The 19,672-nt window shown below is 45.5% G+C and carries 14 protein-coding genes and 2 pseudogenes; 13 read left to right on the top strand and 3 right to left on the bottom strand.

Annotated features, from left to right (window positions below; all coding sequences use genetic code 11):
• Positions 1-211: 211 nt before the first annotated feature.
• The 5 genes and pseudogenes from HMPREF0671_RS05115 to HMPREF0671_RS05095 all read left to right on the top strand — a co-directional run bounded on the left by HMPREF0671_RS05115 (position 212) and on the right by HMPREF0671_RS05095 (position 4,069).
• Positions 212-1,147, top strand: a complete 936-nt coding sequence (locus tag HMPREF0671_RS05115) for a DMT family transporter (protein WP_036897520.1) — start codon at positions 212-214, stop codon at positions 1,145-1,147.
• A 143-nt stretch (positions 1,148-1,290) separates the two neighbouring features.
• Positions 1,291-1,893, top strand: a pseudogene (locus tag HMPREF0671_RS05110) (nitroreductase family protein).
• A 169-nt stretch (positions 1,894-2,062) separates the two neighbouring features.
• Positions 2,063-2,608, top strand: a complete 546-nt coding sequence (locus HMPREF0671_RS05105) for a glutathione peroxidase (protein ID WP_036897506.1) — start codon at positions 2,063-2,065, stop codon at positions 2,606-2,608.
• 115 nt (positions 2,609-2,723) lie between these two features.
• Entirely contained in the window at positions 2,724-3,572 is an 849-nt protein-coding gene (locus HMPREF0671_RS05100) for a patatin family protein (RefSeq protein ID WP_036897503.1), read from the top strand.
• Positions 3,569-4,069: a hypothetical protein gene (locus HMPREF0671_RS05095; RefSeq protein ID WP_036897500.1), complete on the top strand. Its 501-nt coding sequence runs from the start codon at positions 3,569-3,571 to the stop codon at positions 4,067-4,069. The genes HMPREF0671_RS05100 and HMPREF0671_RS05095 overlap by 4 nt, the downstream gene beginning before the upstream one ends.
• On the opposite strand, the gene HMPREF0671_RS05090 is transcribed toward HMPREF0671_RS05095, so the two are convergent.
• A complete protein-coding gene (locus HMPREF0671_RS05090) occupies positions 4,057-4,806 on the bottom strand; it encodes an RNA polymerase sigma factor RpoD/SigA (protein ID WP_036897498.1) in 750 nt (249 codons plus the stop codon). The genes HMPREF0671_RS05095 and HMPREF0671_RS05090 overlap by 13 nt on opposite strands.
• A 156-nt stretch (positions 4,807-4,962) precedes the next feature.
• Between HMPREF0671_RS05090 and HMPREF0671_RS05085 the strand changes: the two genes are divergently transcribed.
• On the top strand, positions 4,963-6,546 hold the full coding sequence (locus HMPREF0671_RS05085; protein ID WP_036897497.1) for an arylsulfatase: 1,584 nt from the start codon (positions 4,963-4,965) through the stop codon (positions 6,544-6,546).
• A gap of 110 nt (positions 6,547-6,656) precedes the next feature.
• Here HMPREF0671_RS05085 and HMPREF0671_RS05080 read toward each other — a convergent pair whose 3' ends face one another.
• Both HMPREF0671_RS05080 and HMPREF0671_RS05075 read right to left on the bottom strand, forming a co-directional pair.
• Positions 6,657-7,664 carry a DUF4435 domain-containing protein gene (locus tag HMPREF0671_RS05080; protein WP_036897493.1) on the bottom strand — a complete coding sequence of 336 codons (1,008 nt, stop codon included), beginning with the start codon at positions 7,662-7,664 and terminating at the stop codon, positions 6,657-6,659.
• A gap of 4 nt (positions 7,665-7,668) precedes the next feature.
• Positions 7,669-8,484: an AAA family ATPase gene (locus HMPREF0671_RS05075; RefSeq protein ID WP_036897491.1), complete on the bottom strand. Its 816-nt coding sequence runs from the start codon at positions 8,482-8,484 to the stop codon at positions 7,669-7,671.
• Positions 8,485-8,595: 111 nt separating this feature from the next.
• On the opposite strand from HMPREF0671_RS05075, the gene HMPREF0671_RS05070 reads away from it, so the two are divergent.
• The 7 genes and pseudogenes from HMPREF0671_RS05070 to HMPREF0671_RS05040 all read left to right on the top strand — a co-directional run bounded on the left by HMPREF0671_RS05070 (position 8,596) and on the right by HMPREF0671_RS05040 (position 19,574).
• Positions 8,596-9,516: a DMT family transporter gene (locus HMPREF0671_RS05070; protein ID WP_036897489.1), complete on the top strand. Its 921-nt coding sequence runs from the start codon at positions 8,596-8,598 to the stop codon at positions 9,514-9,516.
• A gap of 15 nt (positions 9,517-9,531) precedes the next feature.
• A pseudogene (locus tag HMPREF0671_RS05065) lies at positions 9,532-9,924 on the top strand (transposase); the annotation flags it as partial.
• A gap of 189 nt (positions 9,925-10,113) precedes the next feature.
• Complete coding sequence (locus tag HMPREF0671_RS05060; protein WP_036897486.1) at positions 10,114-11,301, top strand: DUF4876 domain-containing protein; 1,188 nt, start codon at positions 10,114-10,116, stop codon at positions 11,299-11,301.
• A gap of 106 nt (positions 11,302-11,407) precedes the next feature.
• On the top strand, positions 11,408-14,134 hold the full coding sequence (locus HMPREF0671_RS05055; protein ID WP_036897484.1) for a TonB-dependent receptor: 2,727 nt from the start codon (positions 11,408-11,410) through the stop codon (positions 14,132-14,134).
• A gap of 5 nt (positions 14,135-14,139) precedes the next feature.
• Complete coding sequence (locus HMPREF0671_RS05050) at positions 14,140-15,756, top strand: DUF6850 family outer membrane beta-barrel protein (RefSeq protein WP_036897482.1); 1,617 nt, start codon at positions 14,140-14,142, stop codon at positions 15,754-15,756.
• A 16-nt stretch (positions 15,757-15,772) separates the two neighbouring features.
• Positions 15,773-18,637 (top strand): S8 family serine peptidase, encoded by a 2,865-nt coding sequence (locus HMPREF0671_RS05045; protein WP_036897479.1) that lies wholly within the window; start codon positions 15,773-15,775, stop codon positions 18,635-18,637.
• A 4-nt stretch (positions 18,638-18,641) separates the two neighbouring features.
• Positions 18,642-19,574 carry a hypothetical protein gene (locus tag HMPREF0671_RS05040; protein WP_156958365.1) on the top strand — a complete coding sequence of 311 codons (933 nt, stop codon included), beginning with the start codon at positions 18,642-18,644 and terminating at the stop codon, positions 19,572-19,574.
• The last annotated feature ends 98 nt before the right edge of the window (positions 19,575-19,672 follow it).

Below are 19,672 nucleotides of genomic sequence, written 5' to 3'. Positions count from 1 at the left end.
CACGTAGTAGATGTTTTCGGACGCAAAGTTAATAAATGTGATGTAATTCTTAAGGTCATCATTCTCTGTTTTTTACGCTTACCATATAAAAAACATATTCCGTCAATTGCCAAAAGCTCATATATCACCATAAAATATAGACACTGATAAAAAGAAATATCTTTCTTTCTCTCATCATAAGCTATAAAAGATGTAATTTTGCAGACGCATGATGAAATATTTAGGTGAAATCATTTCCATTGGAGTAGCGTTCTCTTGGACCATCGCAGCCCTATCCAGTGAAGTAGGAAGCAAGCGATTAGGCATTTTTGTCATGAACGTTTGGCGTATGTCATTGGCACTCCTCTTCTCCATATTTTTATGTTGGCTACTGCTTGGAACGCCATTCCCGATTTACGCCAATGCCCAAACTTGGGGATGGTTGCTGCTCTCCGGAGCCGTGGGATATTTCTTTGGAGACTGGTGCTTATACAATAGTTATCTCACGATAGGCTCACGTTATGGCCAATTGTTCATGACCTTAGCCCCCATGTTTACAGCCCTTGCCGCATGGGTGGCACTAGGGCAGGTGCTGAGTTGGGGTACTTTGCTCGCTATGACGGTCACCCTTGCAGGCATAGCTATCTCCATTCTTGGTCGAAGTCAGAACAAACGTGGACTCTCCATCGCTCTTCCTACCAAAGGAATCCTATATGGTATCGGCGCAGGATTAGGACAAGGCGTGGGATTAGTACTCAGTAAGATTGGGCTAGACCATTACACAGCCAACGTCCCGATAAACGTTTTGCCACACATAGAAGTCTTTTTGCCTTTCAGCGCCAATATGATTCGCTGCATCGCCGGACTCACCCTATTCTCTATTTGGCTGTTGATTCGTGGCGAAGGTGGACGGTTCAAACAGAGCATGCACAATGGTAAAGGCATGGTTGCGATGCTCATTGCCGTACTATCCGGACCATTCATCGGTGTAGGATTTTCTCTCTTGGCGGTACAATACACCGCAGCCGGCATCGCTAGTACTCTCATGGCTATCACACCTATCATGATATTACTGCCCACCTATTATATGTTCCATCAGCCCATCACACTACGTGGAGTCATTGGAGCAGTTATCTCAGTAGTCGGTGTGTCTCTCTTCTTCATCTAAACTCATTTTTCTTGTTCCTTCATGCCATGTTTATGGTATTTTTAGACCGAAAATCTAAAAATACTATAGAATCGTTGTGATGCTTCAAAATACATTCCCTATATTTATCGCATCAAACATAATTCAACACAAACAACAAGAATATGAATAGAAATTTCATGGATGCCATCGAGCGTCGTCGCAGCTATTACGCCCTCAAAAACGAGTCTCCCATCTCCGACGAAGAAATACAGAAGCTTATCGAACGCGCGGTTTTACACGTTCCTTCGTCTTTCAACAGCCAGACAACACGCGTTGTCGTACTCTTAGGCAATAAGCATCGTCGCCTTTGGGAGATTACCAAAGACGCCCTACGTGCCATTGTACCGGCCGAAGCTTTTGCAGGAACCGAAGCAAAAATCAATGGTTCATTTGAAAGCGGATACGGCACGGTCTTGTTCTATGAAGACCAAGAGCCAGTCAAAGCATTGCAAGAGCAGTTCCCAGCATACGCTCCAAACTTCCCCATATAGTCTGAACACACCAATGCCATGCACCAATTAACCATCTGGACAGCTTTAGAGGATGTCGGTCTAGGTGCTTCGGTGCAGCATTATAACCCGCTGATTGACGAAGCCGTGGCCAAAGAGTTCGACATTCCAGCCAATTGGACGCTCCGAGCACAGATACCTTTCGGCACAGCAGTAGGCGAACCGGGCGAGAAAACATTCCTTCCTATTGAGCAAAGAGTAAGAGTCTTGAAGTAAACAATAGCTTTTTATATCGCCAACGACAACTGTTAATTAGAGTTAATCAATAGAAGTATCTTCTCAAAAAGTTTGCGATAACGATTTATTCGGCGTATATTTGCATCGTAAAAGATAATAAACGATTACATATTATACACAAACATATAAAATAAAGGAGATTTTAAAGATGGCTACAATCTACGACTTCAAAGTATTGGATAGAAAAGGTAACGAAGTAAGTTTGGCTGATTATAAAGGCAAAGTATTGTTGGTAGTGAACACAGCAACCGCTTGTGGCTTCACACCTCAACTTGAAGACCTCGAAAAAACATACGCTAAACTTCAGAGTAAAGGCTTGGAAATCTTGAATTTCCCATGCAATCAGTTCGGCGAACAGGCCCCCGGAAGCGACGAAGACATCCATCAATTCTGCCAATTAAACTTTGGTACAAAGTTCCCACAGTTCAAAAAGATTGAGGTAAATGGTGCCAATGAGGCTCCTCTCTACACATGGTTGAAGAGTCAGAAAGGCTTTGCAGGCTTCGATGAACATGAGTTGAAGACCATTCTGGAGGATATTTTGTCTAAAGCTGATGCTGATTGGGACAAGAAGAGCGATATCAAATGGAACTTCACCAAGTTCCTCGTGAACAAAGAGGGTGAAGTTGTTGCACGCTTTGAACCGACACATAGCATGGCAGATGTAGAGAAAGCTATCGAAGAATTGCTGTAAATCAGCATATCATATACAAGTCCCCATTCAGTGATAAAAGTCATTTGAATGGGGACTTTTTTATTTTTCAGCTTACATTTTTTATGATTCTGCGATTTTCACTACTTTTGCTTCTATGAAAAAGGGACTGGTATTAGAGGGCGGTGCTTTGAGAGGACTGTTCTCGGCAGGTGTCATCGATGTGATGATGGAACAAGGATTAGAGCCCGACGGACTTGTAGGTGTGTCGGCAGGAGCAGCTTTTGGCTGTAATTACAAGTCTAGACAACCCGGTCGGTGTATACGTTATAACAAGCAATTTGCCCACGACAAGCGCTATTGCAGTTTGACTTCATTTCTCAAAACAGGCGATCTTTTCGGCGGAGAATTCTGTTATCACACATTACCAACGCAACTTGACCTCTTTGATACCCACACTTTCGATACCAACCCGATGGATTTTTACGCTGTTTGTACAGATGTTGAGACCGGCCAAGCAGAGTATCGTAAGCTGCAAGAACATGGCTATGAGTGCTACGAATGGATACGCGCGTCGGCTTCCATGCCCTTGGTATCACGCATAGTAAGCCTCAATGGCCGCAAAATGCTGGATGGCGGACTAGCCGACTCCATCCCTTTGCAATTCTTTCAAAGCAAGGGGTACGACCGCAATATCGTTGTTTTAACGCAACCCAAAGGCTATATCAAGACTCCCAACAAACTCATGCCGCTCATTAAATGGAAATATCGACGCTATCCAAAGTTCGTAGAAGCATGTGCCAATCGCCATCTCATGTATAATCAGGAGCTGGAATACGTAGCCAGTGAAGAGCAATCCGGACACGCATTGGTGATTCGTCCGACGGCCAAACTATCCATTGAGCACATCTCGCACAATCCCGACGAGATGCAACAGGTGTATGAACACGGACGCGAGATAGCACTCTCCCATCTCAACGAAATCAAAAATTTCTGGAGACAATGAAAATTCGACAAGCCCAACAAGAAGACCTCGAAACGATAATGTCGCTGATTGATGAAGGGAGAAAGATCATGCGAAGCAGCGGAAATCTTCATCAATGGGACGATAACCACCCTTCGCGTGAACAAATCATCCATGATATAACCCATCATCACAGCTATATCATGGAAGACGAAAAGGAACTTGGCGTGGCAACATTCGCTTTTATTCCCGGCCCCGACCCCACCTATACTTATATAGAAGATGGAAAGTGGCTCGACAACACGGCCGATTATTACGTCGTACACCGCGTGGCGAGCCTGCCACAGGTACATGGTGTCTTCCGCACCATCATGGATTACTGCTTCACGCAGACCGATAACGTTCGCATAGATACCCACCGCGATAATGTCATCATGCAACGTTGCATTCTCAAATACGGTTTCAGCTATTGCGGAATCATCTATCTTGAGAACGGAGAACCACGCTTGGCCTACCAGTTGAAACGTTATTTGAGATAGCTTTTCAACTGACTATTACTAGAATTTCGGAGCATCTTACGCACTGCTTTATCGCGAATTTGGCGCACGCGTTCGCGCTTCAACCCCATCTCACGACCAATTTCCGCCATCGTCAGATGCGTACTATTAATACCGAAACAAGCTTCCACCACTACACGTTCACGCTCATCGAGCACCGACATAGCCTCTACCAACGCCTCGCGTAGCGACTCTGTGAGTACATGTTCGTCTGCTTCAGGAGCCGATTCATCCTTCAATACGCTCAAAAGACTCATCTGCTTGCCTTCAACCAGCGGTGCATCAACCGAAAACGGATGACTGTTGGCCTCATCTTGCGGACTATTTTCGCCTGCCGGTAAACGATAGATACCCGACTGTTCCTTTACAGCCCGCTCAATAGAACGCCTCACATAGGGTTCAGCAAACTTCACAAAGCGTACCCCATGCGACGCATCGAAGTTCTGAGCAGCCTTAATAAGCCCCAGATTTCCTTCGCTGATAAGATCGGTTATACCCACTCCTTGGTCTTGATAATACTTAGCCACCGACACCACAAAGCGCAGATTGGCTGTCGTCAACTTATCCAGCGCCCGACGATTACCGCTTTTTACAGCCTCAGAAAGTTCTTGTTCTTCTTCTACAGTCAGTAGATTTTCTTTCCCTATCTCGTCTAGATATAGGTTCAAAGATTCTCCCTCACGTTCCGATAAGGGCTTGCCTGTTTTTATCTTTCTCATATCCTATCGTTCTTTTCTACAAAGATAGCAGAATCCAAACACAAATAAAAACATATAATCAAAAATCTTTTTCACGCCAATAGAATTCCATTATCAACTTTATTAATTAACTTTGTACCCAGATACCCAATAATCCAAATAATCTAAACAGCAAAAATGAATAGGACTTATTTATCATGTGCCTTGTTGTTGGCGTCTTCAGCGCAAGTCGCTAATGCAGCCAACAACCGGGGAAAGAAAACTGTAGACCCTCAACGTCCAAACGTTATACTCATTGTAGCCGACGATTTGGGCTACGGAGACTTGGAATGTTACGGTGCCAAAAACGTAAAGACACCTAATGTCAATCGCCTCGCCGGCTGCGGAATCAGATTCACCGACGGTCATGCTATCGCTTCTACCAGTACTCCCTCACGCTATTCGTTGCTGACAGGCGAATACGCTTGGCGTCGTCCCGACACCGATATTGCTGCCGGCAATGCCGGAATGATAATCAATCCTAGCCAATTTACACTTGCCGACATGTTCAAAAGCCGTGGCTATAGCACTGCTGCCATCGGCAAATGGCACCTAGGTTTGGGCGACCAAGCAGGCACACAAGACTGGAATGCGCCGCTTCCCCAAAGTCTGGGCGACCTTGGATTCGACTATCACTACATCATGGCTGCCACGGCCGACCGCGTTCCCTGCGTATTCATCGAGGACGGAAAGGTGGTCAACCACGACCCTTCGGCACCTATTTTCGTAAGTTATAAGGAAAACTTTCCGGGCGAACCCACAGGCAAAGACAATCCCGAATTGCTCTACAACTTGAAGTCCAGCATGGGTCACGACATGTCTATCGTGAATGGTATCGGCCGTATCGGCTATATGAAAGGTGGTGGTAAGGCACTTTGGAAAGACGAAAATATTGCCGACTCTATTACCTCTCACGCTATCAATTTCATTCAAAACCACCAGAAAGAACCCTTCTTCATGTACTTTGCAACCAACGACGTGCATGTTCCTCGGTTCCCGAATGCCCGTTTCCGCGGCAAGAGTGGCATGGGATTACGCGGTGATGCCATCGTAGAATTCGACTGGTCGGTGGGTCAAATCATGCAAACACTCGACAAACTTGGGCTTACCGACAACACCATTGTCATCCTTACAAGCGACAACGGTCCTATTCTTGACGACGGATATGTAGACCAAGCGAAGGAATTGCTCAACGGTCACCGTCCAGCAGGTCCTTGGCGTGGTAACAAGTACAGCACATTCGAAGGTGGAACAGCCGTTCCGTTCATCGTCAGCTGGCAAGGAAAAATCAAAGGAAATCAGACTTCTACAGCACTATTATCGCACATCGACTTGATGGGCTCGCTTGCATCGCTCGTCAATGCAACTCTTCCGCAAGGCAGTGCTCCCGATAGTCACAACTATATGTCTACTTTCTTAGGCGACGACACCGTCGGTCGTCCTTGGGTAGTAGAGCAAGCTTCCAACCACGCACTGTCTATCAGAACTCACAATTGGAAGTATATCGAAGCGAGCGATGGCCAACCTATCATCAAATGGGCAGGCGATGCTGAGAGCGGTTACCTTGCTACGCCACAGCTATACAATATACATAGCGATGTATCAGAACAACAAAATCTGGCAAACAAGAACCCAGAAACACTCTTCGATATGCAGACTATTCTTCGTAAAGAGCGCAACAAAGCTTACCAAGGAGTAGCTCTTCCGAAGCAAGTACAGTAATATGAAATTGCTGCCGAGGCTTGGCAACATCGTTGTTGAGCCTCGGCAACAATACTGAAAAGCCCTCGCAGCATTGCTGCGAGGGCTTTTCAGTAAATCCAAGTAAAACGCTATGGGTGAGAAACAAGCCCTTCCAAATAGGCATCTATATCTCTTTGAATACGCTTGAAAGGCTCCGACTGCCTGTAACCCGTATTCTTCTTCAATAAATCAGCTATGTTTCCGGTGCTCCCATCGTATGCTGCTATCTCCGTACGATACTGTGTGTTGTGGATAGCCTCCCTACGTATCTCGTCTTCACGTTCCTTGTAAAGCTGATGACAAACGGAGTTGAGCATTGGAACCACAACTCTATCGAAGAGGTGATGCCCCTGTATATAAAGATAGGTGGTCTGTGGTGTGACACCCAAAGCCTTCAAGTCGTTCTTCACCTGTAGGTAACTTTCCTTGGCATCAGGGAAAGCATGGCGGAAAGTTTCGGCCTTACGCCCCACCTTTTTCCGCAAGTTGTCCAATCCTCTCTCTACATTCCGCAGGCGAAAATCACCAATATCAATAATTGCATTGAGGTCAGTTAGGGTGAAATCGTGGTAATGTGTACTACGATAAAACCATATATTCCAAACAAAGAGAGGGAATATAATCTCTGAATATGTAGCTAAATAGGCCTCAAAATCGAAGAGCATCCGGTCGTTAAGTACTGCCGCCACACACACATTATGAAGCGATGGCGCATAGCACTGTAGGTTTTCGATGGCATAAGCATAGGTATGGAAGATGTAAGGATTCTCCATCATTTGCTGAGAAGCCGGAGATGCCCCTTGCATCAGATAGTCGTAATCGGCGTCCACACACGCTATCATGTCGCTCCCTACTCCCTCTAGCAACTTCGAGATGGCCGCCTTCTTGCCGCGTTCCAAATGCCTACCGCGCGAGGGAAGCATAATTTCAAAGTAGCGTGTGTCGTCTTCGAAGTCACCAAGCACCGTGCGCCAAAAGTAAATGTCGTCGTAGCTCTCCACATAAACGGCAATCTTGCGGCGTGCATGCTTGGCTGTAAGCTGGTTGGCCGCACGAAAATACTGCGAATTAATGTTCGCACTGAGACGGTTAGGCATAGGCTTACAAGGTTATATCGGTCACTTCGGTCACATGTTCCATCCATCCGTTCATGATGACGGCAGGACTATGAGTGGTCATGATAATCTGTATATTGGGGTTTAATTTTAGGATTAGGTCTATCAACTGCTTCTGCCACTCGAAATGGAGACTCACTTCCGGCTCGTCCATGAAGAGTACATAGGGCTGATTATCTTCCACTAAGACAGTCAACAAGATACACAATATCTGCTTCTCACCACTGGATAGTTGGTAAGGCACGAGTGTTTCACCCAATTGTGAGAACCGTATCTCGTTCTCGGTACGCACGATGGTCTTGCCCGTTTCGGCATACAGACTGTCTATCATGTCTTGAAACAGCTTTTTGGGAGCCGAGAATGCTTGCGCCTGTTCAGCGCTATTGGGTTCACAGCTCTGCAAGGTTTGGATGATACGATTGCCTATGTTCACTTGATAATCGAGATACTTACGCTGCAATTGGAACAGTTGCCAGTCGAGTTCGGTAGCAAGCGACACCTCCATCTTGGACACACTGTCTAGATTCAACAGCGGTCTATCGAACGAACGGATGGCATCATAACGTATCCAACGGGCATCTACGGGCGATACTTTCAGCCTGACGCCCTTGAGCATATGGCTGGGAAACTCGCCTCCACTGCTCAATCCTTTCAGCACTTTGTTCAAGATGGTGCTCTTACCCACTCCGTTCACACCACTAAGGATGTTCACCCGACGATCCAAATTCCACACAACGTGCTTCACACCACTCCACAATGACTCGATTTCTATTTGCTCTATGTAGTCTGCGTATTTAGACATAACAGTCTCATAATTGGTTTACTACAAATTTAGCAAAAATATTCCATCACGCGACAGAGGCTCCTAATAAATTCGTACTTTTGCAACGCTTTTTAATATATAGTTATAGCGATGACAAACAACAAACCACTTATTGCCCATCTGAGCATGCTTGGCGCATGCACATTTTGGGGATTGATGGCCCCGATAGGCAAAGATGCCATGCTACATGGGATAGATGGAATAGATTTGGTATCTTTCCGTGTATTGGGCGGAGCCATCTTGTTTTGGATAACATCCTTGTTTACGACATACGAACACGTGCCCTTGCGCGACATCCTGCGGTTTGCAGGTGCCGGATTGTTCGGTTTGGTGTGCAATCAATGCTGCTACACCATCGGATTAAGCATCACTTCGCCCAGCAATGCCAGCATCATGACCACCTCAATGCCCATCTTTGCCATGATACTCTCATTCGTTATCCTGCACGAGCCTATCACTCCTAAAAAGGTTGGAGGTGTGTTACTGGGGTGTATTGGTGCTCTGATATTAATCTTAACGAGCATGACGGCAGCCAGTTCCAAGGTTGGTGACATCCGAGGTGACCTGCTTTGTATGGGGGCACAGTTGTCTTTTGCCCTCTATCTGAGCCTGTTCAACCCACTTATCAAGCGATATTCAGTATTCACCATCAACAAATGGATGTTTTTATGGGCCGCTATCATGATTCTACCTTTTTCCGGTCATCACGTGATGCAAACCGATTGGAACGCCATAGCAACAAAAACATGGTTGGAAGTGGGCTTCGTGGTATTCTTCGGAACGTATTTTAGCTATATACTAACGATGATTGGACAACGCATTTTGCGCCCTACGGTGGTGAGTATCTACAACTATGTGCAACCGTTAGTATCGGTTTCGGTGAGTGTTTTGGCCGGTATCGCCGTGTTTAAATGGTCACAAGGCTTAGCCGTTATCCTCGTCTTCACTGGCGTCTGGCTCGTTACGAAATCGAAATCCAAGCGAGACGCCACGGTGACAGAGGAAAAATAAGAATTAACAGACATCAAGAAGGGAAAGATACCGAAACTGGTGTCTTTGCTAACCAACGACTTCGACATGCCCATGGAGACTATCGTAGCCATATACCGCAGGAGGTGGCAGATAGAGTCTCTCTTCAAACAGATAAAGCAAGATTTCCCGCTTAGATACTTCTATGGGGAGAGTGCCAACGCCATAAAGATTCAAGTATGGGTCACACTCATTGCCAATCTATTACTGTCACTGCTGCAAAGCTCATTGCAGAGGCGGTGGAGTTTCTCCGGGCTGGCAACTATGGTGCGCATTGTACTTATGGAATACCTCAACTTGAATAATTTCTTCAATATGCCGGATGCAGACATGAAACTAATGCTTGAAGCAGCGGCTGAATCACCGCCAGGGGTAACAGAAAACGAATAGGGGGCTTGTCAATAACTTGAAAGCATCCTAACTCCTATGTATCAATGAGTTGGGATGAGGTTTTTTATGTTTAGCGGACAGTAATATTAGTAAATACCTATTATTAGGTATTGTAGCAGAGAGTTATTACTTATATCTTTGTAAGCAATATTTTGTCATACATATTCAAACCTTTAAAATTATTTAAGAATGAAAAAGCTATTATGGATGTTCATTGCCATACTTTCCTTTATTACGCTATATTCATGTTCGGAAGATGAGCAAGATCAGTTGTGTGCGCTATCCATACAAATTGAAGGCGTAAATGACGCTTCCATGTACGCTAAGTTTCAGGTTAAACTAACCGAACAAAAATCGGGAGCAATGACTACGGCTACCGTCAACGACAAAGGGATTGCCACGACAACACTGCCACAGGGTACATACAAAGTGGTAGTCGAAGATGCGGAGAATGGTGCCTGTACCATGTATGGTGCAGTAGACAACTATACTCTTAGCCAAAAGAACGCAGAGCTGAAACTTGCCGTTAAACCAATTTTTGAGACTTTGGCTAAGACCTTTGTCTTGGACGAACTGTTTTTCAACTGTTCCTCAAACGATGGAGCATACGACCGAAACTATTATGAAGAATATCTCACCATTAAAAATATCAGCAACCAACCATTATACGCAGACGGTCTAAGTGTTGCGATTGCCGCGGATCCTAATGATTCAGAAGCAGGAGAAATGGCCGAATACCTTAAAAAGGACAAAATTGTCATCAGCCAGCTTTACACTATTCCCGGCAAAGGGCGTGAACACCTCGTGCAGCCCGGCCAAAGTATAGTCATTGCGCACTCGGCCGTAGACCATAGCGAAGGTGGTAAGAAAGCGAAAGCGCGTAATCTGACAGGAGCCAACTTCGAGATTTTTGTTCCCCACCAATATGCCACGACGGTTGACAATCCAGAGGTAGACAATATGATTGTAAACTTCTCTACATTCCAAGCCTTTCAATGGGGGTATGGAGGAGACATCTCTATTATGCTTGTAAAAACAAAAGAAGATGCTACTCAATATTGCAATGGGAACAAGGTGGCAATGAACAACCCCAATGCTTATATGCCAAAAAAGCAAGATTATGTTATTCTTCCGACCAATACGATCATCGATGGTGTTGAGATTGGTGCTAAAGGATCGCTCGTTCACAAGGCTCTGCCAAATAACATTGATCGCGGTGCCGTATTGATTGACGACACACCGGGCATGATGGGCGGTTTCAAAGGTCTGTTCGTACAACGTAAAACGGTCGAAAAAGGTTATCTGCAAGATACCAACAACAGCACTGACGACTTTGTTGTTATAGTCAATGGACAGAAAAACTATATCAAAAAATAGACATCTGATAGAGCGTGCAACCCTTTATCTGCTGCACTAAACGACGACACTAAGGTGCATTACGCATACGTCTTAGTGTCGTTTTCATATATTGTTTCTAATCTTTATGCGTTACAAATTGCTTCTTTCCCTTGTGCTTCAGTTAAGTATCGCGTCTGTTTCACTAGCACAAAACATCCTACAAGGCAAAATATACGATACCAAGACCATGCAACCCGTGAGTTTTGCCAGCGTCTACGCTATAGATATTGGCAAGGGCGTTATGGCCGACGTACAGGGGCAGTATATCTTTCGCCACACTTTTAGCGGTGATTACCGAATCAGGATTTCATGCATGGGCTATGCCACACAAGAGATAAGCGTCAAGGCTGGCACCACGTCTCTGAATGTTGCGATGCTCGAGCAAAGTGTCACGCTACGCGACTTTACTGTCACCGCCAAATATAATAGCAAAATTGGAAGTGAGGCCACAATCAACCAAGAAGCCTTAGAATACATACAACCCACGTCTTTGAATGATATTTTTGTATTGTTACCAGGTGGAAAGATAGGCAGCAACAACATTCAAAACAACACACTTATCAGCTCTCGGCAGGTGGGAACAGACCTTGCCACGGCCTTTGGAATGGGCGTTTCTATCAATGGAGTGCCCATACAAAATGATGGCATGCGTATACAGCTGAGCGGACTGACAGGATCTTCCATGGCTGACCCTAACGGCAATGTGACTGCCAACACCGGGATAGACCTGCGAACCATATCCACAGACCATATCGAACGCATCACGGTAACACGAGGAATATCGTCGGCCAAAGAAGGCAACCTTAGCTCTGGAGCTATCAAAATAGATTTGAAGCAAGGCAAAAGCCCATTAAGGATAAGAGCTAAGTTTGACCCTTTAAACAAATTGGCATATGTTGGCAAGGGCTTTTTGTTGTCGGAACAGTTGGGAACGCTATATATTGGCGCAGATATTGTGCAGTCTGCCGCAGATATTGCCGACACGCGCGGAGCGTACAACCGCGTCACAACACAACTCAATTATAACAACAAACGTCAGTGGTGGGGCAAAACCATAGACTTAAACATGCGCGGAAGCTGTGTGACATCATTCAACAACGACAAGACAGATGCGTTGATTAAGGCTTATCAGGAGAAATATAACACTTTATACCAACGCCTTGACTTCTCTGCCAAACTGAAGATGGCTCTCGAACTACCATGGATTGACTATATAGAATTGGTGACGTCGACAGACTATACCAACAACAAATTGGAACATCACAAGCATGTTGTCAACCACTCTGTCACTCCCATGCCACAGTCTTATGGCGAAGGTGAGCACGACGGAATCTTCCTGCCATCTACCTACGACACATATTATGAAATTATCAATCGTCCTATCAATACATTCGCACAACTTTGTGGACAAAAATTTGGTAAGTGGAGCAAACACCTAAACTACAACCTGTTACTCGGGTCCTCTCTGAATTATACCAAAAACTTAGGAGACGGAACGATTATGAACCCTCAACGTCCTCCATTTCCAACAAGCAGTTTCATACGTCCGCGCAAGAACAGCGACATCCCCGCATTGGTCAATCAGGCTGCGTTTGCAGAGATGACATTGCGTTTTCAGGCACGACGCAACGAGGTTAACATGCGCATAGGCGTTAGAGAGGCCATGATGCTCAATCTTCCACAATATTATGACCTGCACGGCAAACCTTTGTTAGAGCCTCGCATACAATTGGCTTATACCATAGCAGGGTCTCATCATACGCAAAACACGTTTCGCATAGGATATGGAGTTGAAAACAAGCTGCCCTCTGCCGACTATCTGTACCCTGATAAGGTATACCATGATTTGATGGTTATGAACGCCTACTTCAATGACGAGAGCAAGCGACGTCTCATACTTGACACGCATATGGCCGACCCCTCCAATCCGCATCTGCATGAAAACAAAAACAAAAAGTGGGAAATAGGCTACGACTTTTCTTGTCATGGATGGAAAATAAACCTGTCGGCGTTTCATGAAGAGATAAGCGATGGCATCGAATACTTCACGCAATACGAGCCAGTGACATATACCTATTATTATCAATTGAAACATCCTATTAGCACAAAACCCTCGCGCCAAGACTTCCTCTCTCGGACCATGCACTCTTTTTTATCTAATCGAATGCCCAAAAACAGCGCGAAAGTAATCAAAAAAGGATTGGAATACCGAATACACATTCCCACCCTAACTGCAATAAAGTCAGACATAGAGGTCAATGGCGCTTACTATCATACCATCTATACCGATGGTGTTCCTGTCATGTATTGGCCAGGCACTATCCATGACGACAAGCCTTATCCCTACGTGGGACTGTACGATGGATTTGAGAAAAAATATGCTTCAAGCCTCAATACCAACATGTGGATTAACACAAGGCTACCCCAATGGAAACTCATCTTTACCAATTTTATACAGACCGTATGGTTCACTAAAAGCAGATTAGGTAAGGATGTCGATATATATCCGGCAAATTACCTCGATTGTGATGGTGTCATTCATCGTTTTCGCTATGAAGAATTGGAACGAAATCCAATACTCCAATCGCTCAAACGCGAATTTACAGGTGCTCGGTACAACGTAAACAAGGCTCCCGTCTCGCTTCTATGGAATATAAAATTGACAAAGGAGATGGGGCGCTCGTTCAAACTTTCGTTCTTCGCCAACAATATTATACAGATTAATCCTAAATATGTAAATGCATATTATCAAACGACGAGAAGCTGGCACAAACCATTCTTTGGCGCAGAACTCACGGTCAACTTTTTTTAAGCAATATGAGAATACCTATTTACATTATCGGCTTGTTGCTATCTATTAGCGTTCAAAATATTTTCGCGCAGAACAACTTAACCTATCTGTTGAGTGGAGACAGGTTGGCCAGTTCCCCCTATGTTGAGCCAATGCCATTTCATAATACTGATATTGAGAACAGCGCTGTATATCTTATGCGTGAGAATGCCGCGCTCTTTCAATTTATGCAATCGCTCAACGATAGCAGCACTTACTTTAAAAGCTGCCGTCGCGATAATGTCAATATACTCAAATCAAGCATTAACCATGTCAATACATCGGGTAAATACCTGTCGTACAATGGATGCAAACTCTTTGATGGAGACATTGCTGCATCAGGAACATACCGCACCAATCATGGTACCATATTCGGAAACGCGACTTACATATACCGTGGCAAAGACGGTGTGACATATAATTATGCCACCCAACCAGAACTTTACAAACCCTATTTTGTAGGTGACACTCTGTCCAAGGGATGGCTGCGCCAAGAAGTTTATTATCTTAAAGGTGGCTACGGCTTCCGATTGGGCAGGCTCTACTATGGCATCGATGCCCTATATGAAGGCATTGCGCAGTCACGTCCGGACAACCCCAAGCAGTCAAATTACTCTTATTGGTTAACATTGGGACTAAACATGGCATACGTTCACCGCCAAAATCTTTACGCCATCAAAGTAACGCCCGAGCTAAACAGGCAGTCCATATCGGCCAACACGGTGTCAGATGGCATACGTTTTTTCCAGTTTTATGGATTTGGGCAATGGCATCGTCAGGAGAGCAAAGGCACGTTGGCATACGGAAGGACACAAAAGACAGAAGGGGTTACGACCGAAATGCTCTGGCAAAGAGACGGGAAAACTGAAGACGAATGGGCCGTTGCCACCCATCTGTCATACAATTACCGCCACGCCTGCACTGAGGAGACTTCGTTCAAAAACCTATTCGAACTTCACACCCACAGGTTCAGCCAACAAGTAGTACTGGACAGACGGTTCGAAAGCTCATCCTTGCACATACAATTGATGGGCAACGAAAATATCAAAAAAGGTGTGGAAAATATCTACGAAAACCAAATACAAAATAAAGAGCAATACATTTATGATGCGAAAAAAGTGGGAAGCGGACAGCTATATAAAGCTCGGAGCCAGTCTGTAGACCTACGTGCCAAGTACATTCTGCCTTTGTCCATAAAGCATCAGGTATACATGATGGCGGCAGCTAACTATTATGGTTACCAAGAGAGTTATGTTTCGCCACGAATGAAGATAACCAATCACTCATTTTCTCCATCGCTTGGCACCGGCTATGCTATGAGCAACACTAGAAACAGTCTTGTGGCAGACTTTCTTCTCGACATGCGGCAGGGAATAAAAAATTATTATTCGGTGCCCATTCCTTTCGACAAGTTTGTCAATGCCCATGCCTACACACCCTATTTGCTGCGTGGAGAGAACGCACAACGTTTTTCGATGCGTATGGGCTATGCCCGAAACCTAAAAGGAAGGCAATGGTTCGGCATCAAAACAACCTTGTCCTACATGCGCTCTGACTATCGAAAAATAACAGCAATGCACTGTAGTTTGTTCTACTTCTTCTAATTCTTATACTTGTATCATGTTCTCAAACAGCATAACATACAGCTTTCATATTGCCCAACAGTTATTGGCAGCAACAGCCATTGTCGCCTTTACGGCATGCACCGACACGATAACTAACACCGATCTGACAAGTCAAACGGAATCGCGTAATGTCTCTATAATACCTAATAGGCTTAATATCAAGCTAAAAGCATGTATCATACAGCAAATAGATAACTCAAAAAACACGCTGTCCACACCAACAGGAAGTGACTTGCTGGATAAATATTTGCATGATGTCGGAGCCAATAAGATAGATCGTATCTTTCCCTTTGTCGGAAAGGATGAGCATAGGCAACGAGCCGCCGCGCTCAACACATGGTACTCCGTCGCCATGGACAGCACCAAAATGTGTGGAACAAGGGCTGCTACCCAAAATCAATTAGAATCTATCGCAGACTATACCGAGCCTGCTTACCATGCTGTTTTGGAAAACTCTGAATACATACCAAGCGATGACAACTCTCAGACACAAGCAAACGAGAGCACATATTTTAACGACCCCTTGTACGACAAACAGTGGAATCTACATAACAATGGCAATATAGGGAATTATACCGACGGTACGGGAAAGCGCATCACAAGTAGTATTACACATGCCGACATCAATGCCGAAGCGGCTTGGCGGCAAACAACCGGCGACCCGTCAGTGGTCGTTGCCGTTGTGGATGGTGGCATAGACATTCATCATGAAGATTTGCAAGGAAGCATTTGGATTAACAAAAATGAAATACCAGGCAATGGCATTGACGACGATAATAATGGATATATAGACGATGTGTACGGTTATAACTTTACGGAAGACAGTGCGCTCATTACTCCCACGCGACACGCTACGCATGTCGCGGGGATTATCGCCGCTCGCAACAACAACGCAAAGGGCATCAGCGGCATAGCAGGAGGCAATGGTAATCCCGACACGGGGGTCAGACTGATGTGCTGTCAGATATTCAGAAACAATCCCAATTACGACCCATCTGACAAACACTCCTCGGAAACCATCGGCACGGGAGACCGCAACCGCGAAGCGGCGGCGATAGTATATGGTGCCAATAACGGAGCAATAATCAGCCAAAACTCATGGGGATACGATCGCATTATGAAACAAACGCCACAAGTTATTAAAGATGCCATCCATTATTTTAACACCTACGCAGGTGGCGACAAGACCGACAAACCATTGATGCAAGGTGGATTGGTGGTATTTGCTGCCGGTAACGATGCCACATCCGCCCCCAGCATGCCTTCGGCGGAATCGTCCGTGGTGTCGGTATCATCTTTCAACCCCGATTTTAGTGCATCTTGGTACACCAACTATGGTTCGTGGACCGACATCTCGGCACCAGGTGGTTCAAAACCAGTAAATGGGCTTTATCCGTTGCAGGACGGCCAGCCCACGTCTGCCATATTGAGCACCGTGCCTGCCACCACGGCTCATCCCAATGGAGGCTATGCCTATATGCAAGGCACGTCAATGGCCACACCACACGTGTCGGCCATTGCGGCACTTATCGTTTCTAAATACGGCAACGGGCATTTCACCGCCAAACAACTTAGGGAAAGACTATTGACAGGTGTTCGCCCAATAGATTACAACAAGTATTTAACCGAGACATATCGCAACTCCATGGGCAGTGGCTATGCCGACGCACTCATGGCACTGGCCGATTACGACCACGACACAACTCCCGCAGCACCCTTTTTCCTTGTCAATCAGGCTACACCCGATTATGGTAAAATAAGGCTGGCGTGGACATCAAAAAACAATGGGGCTGATGGCTCATTACAAAAATATGTGCTCTACTGTTCCAAAAATCCCATTACAACAGCCAATTACACCAACAAGGATGTCCAAGCGTACAACATTCCTGCCCAATTTGCCACAGACAACCAAGTGTTTCAATATGCCATCACGCATTTGGATAACAACACAAAATATTATTTTGGCATATTGGCAGAGGCGAGGAATGGACACCAATCGACTTTGACTGTGTTGCCAAACAGCATTGCGACGCTCAACAATACACCACCACAAATCACGCCAGACATCGAAAGCGAGCGCATAACGTTAGCCGGCAATGACACCAAAGACATCACGCTGCGCATCGAAGACCCTGAGAACCATAAATGGACTGTGGCCTTCAGTACTGTTGATAGATTGCGCATCGTCCATACTAAATCCGGGGTAAATATACGCATAGAGGCCAAACATTACATGCCGGGCGTTTATCCAGTCATTGTCAGCGCAAGAGACGAGTTTGGCGCCAAGAGTTCCTATCAATTCATCATAGAGGTGGTGGCAGATAAAGTCCCCTCGATGAAGAGTCAGGCGCAGAAAATACGACTGCGGTTGGGTGAGTGCACGCAAATTGATTTACGCGAAATAACGGACGACGAAGACGTGAACTCAGTTCGATACGAACTAATGAACAGTGAAGACCAGGGAACAGATATCTCCGTCAAAGATGGTCGTATGAACGTGATGGGCTCCACGTGGGGACAGCGACAAATACACATAAAAGCCACTGACAAGCACGGACAGAGCTGCACGATGACCTTCGACGTGTTTGTATATCGGAACGAAGGTATATACAGTTTGTTTCCCACGATGACCACTGGAACGTTATATCTCAAGGTGGGAGATACCATTGATGGCCATGTAAAGTGGGAAATAAGGAATGTGGCGGGTAAACTGGTTAAAGCTAACGCTTTTGACACTTCTTCATTAGATGCCGACAAGCGCACTTATTCAATGGATGTGTCAAGCCTCACGGTGGGGCAATACACGCTCTACATAACCTGCCAAGGCAAGACCTACCAAGAAATGTTCGTTAAAAACTAACTCCATGAATAAATATCTCCTCATCGTAGTCGGATGCCTCGTCTCATGCCACGCGATGGCGCAAGGCCGACCTTTTCCCATCACAGACCTACCCTCATCACCCCACTCCCTTAGTATGGGCGGGACTACAACTTTGCGAGATGGCGGTTGCTACGTCTACACACAGCCATCCAATATTTTCATGACGGAAGACACGTCTATGAGAGCTGACTATCAATTTGGTTACATTGACAATGCCGAGCATGTCAACAACTACACATGGCACACGCTCACCATGACTTGGCGACGTGAAAAACAGGCTATATGCGTAGGAATGCGATACCTTGACATGGGCAAGTTGGAACAAAACGTGGATAAAGACATGAACCAGGTGCCTGGAAACGGGAAATGCATGCGTAGCTTCTCATTCGACATGGGATACGCCTTGCAACTAAACAGCAGCCTGTCCGTATATGCCACGGCGGCACTGATGAGCGAGAGGACATTGTTGACTACAAATGGCTGTGCGCTGAGCACAGGTGCAGCCTACTCCTCACATTGGCACAACATGGCATATACCGCCGCCTTGGGAATCCGAGACGTTGGCTTTTACAGCTATCAGAACACCACCAAAATGCTTACCCCACTCGTATATATAGGCGGAAACATCTCTTTACCAACATGGGGCAACCAAAAACTTACTGTCGCTGTAGAATCTGGAGCCTATGTGGGCAATGGACGCGTCAAAAGCAGCTACATCTTCTCGATGGGCGCAGCCTACAGCGTATGCCGTTATCTTAGCTTAAGAATGGGTACCCATTGGGGAGACGAAGATAACTATATAGCATACGGATTAGGTACGAGATTGGGAAAGATAACGATCGAGACTGCCATAAAGACACCGATCACGGCCAATGTTGGCAAGATGTACATGGTTGGGATTGGAGTGAATATTTGACAATATCCGCCTCTTAAACTCTCTATACCACCGTATTTCATGTCTTGAGGAGTTTGTGCCGAAGTCGAGCTCTTGGTGTTGGATAAATACAAAAGTAA

Origin of the sequence: Prevotella sp. S7 MS 2, assembly GCF_000762865.1 — a bacterium.
Lineage (GTDB): Bacteria > Bacteroidota > Bacteroidia > Bacteroidales > Bacteroidaceae > Prevotella.
This window is presented reverse-complemented; position numbering and strand designations above follow the sequence as displayed.